This is a genomic window from Pseudomonas sp. TJI-51 (genome assembly GCF_000190455.2).
GTDB lineage: Bacteria > Pseudomonadota > Gammaproteobacteria > Pseudomonadales > Pseudomonadaceae > Aquipseudomonas > Aquipseudomonas juntendi.
The window spans coordinates 2,457-3,689 of record NZ_AEWE02000136.1 but is presented as its reverse complement, the minus strand read 5'-3'; the positions used below and the strand labels follow the sequence as shown (position 1 = coordinate 3,689).

1 protein-coding gene and 2 pseudogenes are annotated in these 1,233 nt (G+C 64.3%); 2 read left to right on the top strand and 1 reads right to left on the bottom strand.

Annotated features, from left to right (window positions below):
• Together G1E_RS29900 and G1E_RS24335 are read left to right on the top strand one after the other, a co-directional pair.
• A pseudogene (locus G1E_RS29900) lies at positions 1-281 on the top strand (type II/IV secretion system protein); the annotation flags it as partial.
• An 86-nt stretch (positions 282-367) separates the two neighbouring features.
• Positions 368-682 carry a DUF2388 domain-containing protein gene (locus G1E_RS24335; protein ID WP_009684128.1) on the top strand — a complete coding sequence of 105 codons (315 nt, stop codon included), beginning with the start codon at positions 368-370 and terminating at the stop codon, positions 680-682.
• 46 nt (positions 683-728) lie between these two features.
• On the opposite strand, the pseudogene G1E_RS29895 reads toward G1E_RS24335, so the two are convergent.
• A pseudogene (locus G1E_RS29895) lies at positions 729-1,233 on the bottom strand (glycine dehydrogenase (aminomethyl-transferring)); the annotation flags it as partial.

Sequence of the window (1,233 nt, the reverse complement as noted above, 5' to 3'; positions counted from 1 at the left end):
TGGCCCAGCGCCTGGTACGCACCCTGTGCCCGGACTGCCAAGCGAATACCTGCGCCCACTGCCGTACCTGCCGAGGCACCGGCTTTCATGGCCGCACCGGTTTATTTGAACTGCTCGAGCCCAGCGACCAGCTGCGCGCGCTGATCGGCCGGGATGCCGACCTGACCATTCTGCGGCAACAGGCCCAGGCCGATGGCCTGGTGGACCTTCGCCGTTGTGGCGAGGCCAAGGTGACCACTGGGCAGACCTGCATGCATGAGGTATTGCGCGTGTGCGGCTGACGAAAAGCCCCGGCATTCAGGAACTTGCCCCATTGGAAAAGATCCAACGGCGCATCTTCAACCCCCACCCTTCGAGGTGTTTCAACATGCGTCTCAAAACTGCCGTTGCCGCCGCTGCCCTGCTCTCGCTGCCTATGGGCTCGGCCATGGCTGATACCTTTTGGCGTAACGTGATTTCTTCCGGGGCAACGACTGGTTCGACCTACCTGACGTCGCGGGACCACAAGCTTGTCCTCGCCGCGCAGGACGACGCCAGCAGCTTCGTTGCCAGCGAAGGTGCGATTCGTGGGCCGTTCCTGGAAGCCGCCATGCACCAGGCGCGGGCCGAGAACCCGGGGCTGCAGGCCTCGGACATGGAGCTGGCCAATGCCATCCTGGCCAAGAATGCGGTAGCCGAGTAAAACCCCGGGGCGCGCGCTGCGCGCCCAATCGGTCACCCCTGCGCTATCAGCGATAAGCCTCCACCGGCACACAGGCACAGAACAGGTTGCGGTCCCCATACACGTTGTCGACCCGGTTAACCGCCGGCCAGTACTTGTGTTGGCGCACATGCGCAGCCGGTGCCACCGCCTGCTCCAGGCTGTAGGGCCTGTCCCATATGCCCAAGACATCGGCCAAGGTATGCGGCGCGTGCCTGAGCGGGCTGTTCTCTGCCGGCCACTTGCCATCCTGAACGTCCGCGATCTCCGCGCGAATTGCCAGCATCGCTTCGATAAAGCGGTCCAGCTCGGCCTTGGACTCACTTTCGGTCGGTTCCACCATCAGCGTACCCGGCACCGGGAACGACATGGTCGGTGCATGGAAGCCATAGTCCATCAGGCGCTTCGCCACGTCCTCCTCGCTGATGCCCGTCAGCGCCTTCAACGGCCGCAGATCGAGTATGCACTCATGCGCCACGCGCTGGTTACGCCCGCGGTAGAGCACCGGGAAGGCCCCAGCCAGCTGGCTGGCC